The 2,014-nt window shown below is 31.8% G+C and carries 1 protein-coding gene; it reads left to right on the top strand.

What is annotated here, in order from left to right; translation table 11 throughout:
- Positions 1-141 precede the first annotated feature (141 nt).
- A complete protein-coding gene (locus F6K23_RS40230) occupies positions 142-1,764 on the top strand; it encodes an IS1634 family transposase (RefSeq protein WP_293166777.1) in 1,623 nt (540 codons plus the stop codon).
- Positions 1,765-2,014 lie beyond the last annotated feature (250 nt).

Here is a 2,014-nt window from a genome sequence, read left to right as displayed (position 1 = left end):
CCCACATTCCGCACTTCAATTTGAATTACAACATACCACAAAAAAACTTGTCTATTTAATTAAGTAGAATTACTTATGGTATTTAGTGACTTCAAGTGAGATCATAAAGCTGATGATCCCATGATTATTGAGTATAAAAAAATGTCTTTAATGGAAGAAATAACAGTCACAAATATCGACCACTTAGGAATAGTGGCAGGACTAATTGATGAGATAGGAATAGTGTCAATAATTAACCAAAAATTAGGAGTAGATAATCGAGAAAAAATTACTGCTGGACAAGTAATTAAAGCTTTAATTATCAATGGGTTAGGTATGGTATCACGTCCTTTATATTTGTTTAGTCAGTTCTTTGAAGATAAGGCTGTAGAAAAATTATTAGGAACAGGTATAAAGAGTGAATATTTAAACGATGATAAGATAGGTAGAGTAATGGATGAGATCTATGAATTGGGATTAACAAATTTATTTATAGAAATAGGATTATTAGTTATCAAAAAGTTTGAAATTGAAACTAAATATGCTCACTTAGATTCAACATCATTTCATTTGCATGGGGAATATAATCAAATTGAAGCTACTGAAAATCATCAAAAAAAACCAATATTAATTACAAAGGGATATTCCCGCGACCATCGACCAGATTTAAAACAATGTGTATTAGATTTAGTTGTCAGTAGTGATAGTGGAATACCATTCTTTATGAGAGCTGCGGATGGGAATGAATCAGATAAAGCAGTATTTGGTGAAATTTTAACTGAGGTGAAAAAACAAATAAAACTAGATAGTATTATGGTCTGTGATAGTGCCCTCTATAGCCAAGAGAATCTGAAATTAATCTCTAATTTAAAATGGATAACTAGAGTCCCAATGACTTTAAAAAAAGCTAAAGAAGTAATTGAATTAGACCTGGAAAAAGTAAAAATCATCTCTTCAACAGACCCAGTAATTCAGGAAATAACCAGGTTACTTCAAGAAAAAGGATATAAATGGTTGGAGCAAAATGTAACTTATGCTGGCATTAAACAAAGATGGTTAATTGTGGAAAGTGAACCCCGGAAAAAAAGTGATATCCAGAAGTTAGAATCAAAAATTGAACAAGAAAAAAAGATGGCATTAAAGTTAGCTAAAAAATTAGAAACAACCGGATTTGATACAGTTACTCAAGCTCAAAATTACTTAAAATCTATCAACAAAAAACTGAAATTATGGAATGTGGAATCTTTAGAAATTAAGGAAAAAATTTTGAATAAACAGTCTATAGTCTATCATCATCACATAAAAATTCAACCAAGAGTCTCAGAGATAGAAAGAAGAACTTTAGTGGCAGGTCGATTTATTCTGGGGACTAATATTGAGTCAAATTCAGAAATTAAAAGTCCAGAAATACTGTGGAACTATAAAAATCAGCAGGCTTGTGAAAGAGGTTTTAGGTTCCTCAAAGACCCACATTTTTTTGCTGATAGTTTTTTTGTGGAAAAACCTCAAAGAGTAGAGACAATATTATTTGTTATGTCAATATGTTTATTAGTATATAATCTCGGACAAAGAGAGTTAAGAAATACTTTAAAAAGAACCAGTAATCTCCTCAAAAACCAGTTAGGAAAGCCGACAAATACTCCCACATTAAGATGGATATTTCAATGCTTTCAAGGGGTGCATTTGTTGACAATAAATCAATCTCAAAAAGTAGTTAATCTCACAGAAGAACGGAGTTTGATTTTACAGTTTTTACCCTCTTGTTGTCAAAAATATTATCTGTGATACGCTGCGGATAAGCGATACTGCTGACGCAATTTTCCGCGATCGCAATACTTGAATTGAAAAAATTGATTGATGCTCTCAATAGGAGTGTAGTTGCTCCTGTATTTTCTGCTGCCAATAGAACTCCCTGGTTCACCAACAATAGTTGTGCCACTCACTTTTTTATGTTCTATCTATTAATTTGTTGGCTAAAATTTTGATTATCGTTCATGTATCTTTTCGTACTACATTGTGAAGTGCGGAATGTGGG

This window comes from Okeania sp. SIO2C9, assembly GCF_010672455.1.
Lineage (GTDB): Bacteria > Cyanobacteriota > Cyanobacteriia > Cyanobacteriales > Microcoleaceae > Okeania.
This window is presented reverse-complemented; position numbering and strand designations above follow the sequence as displayed.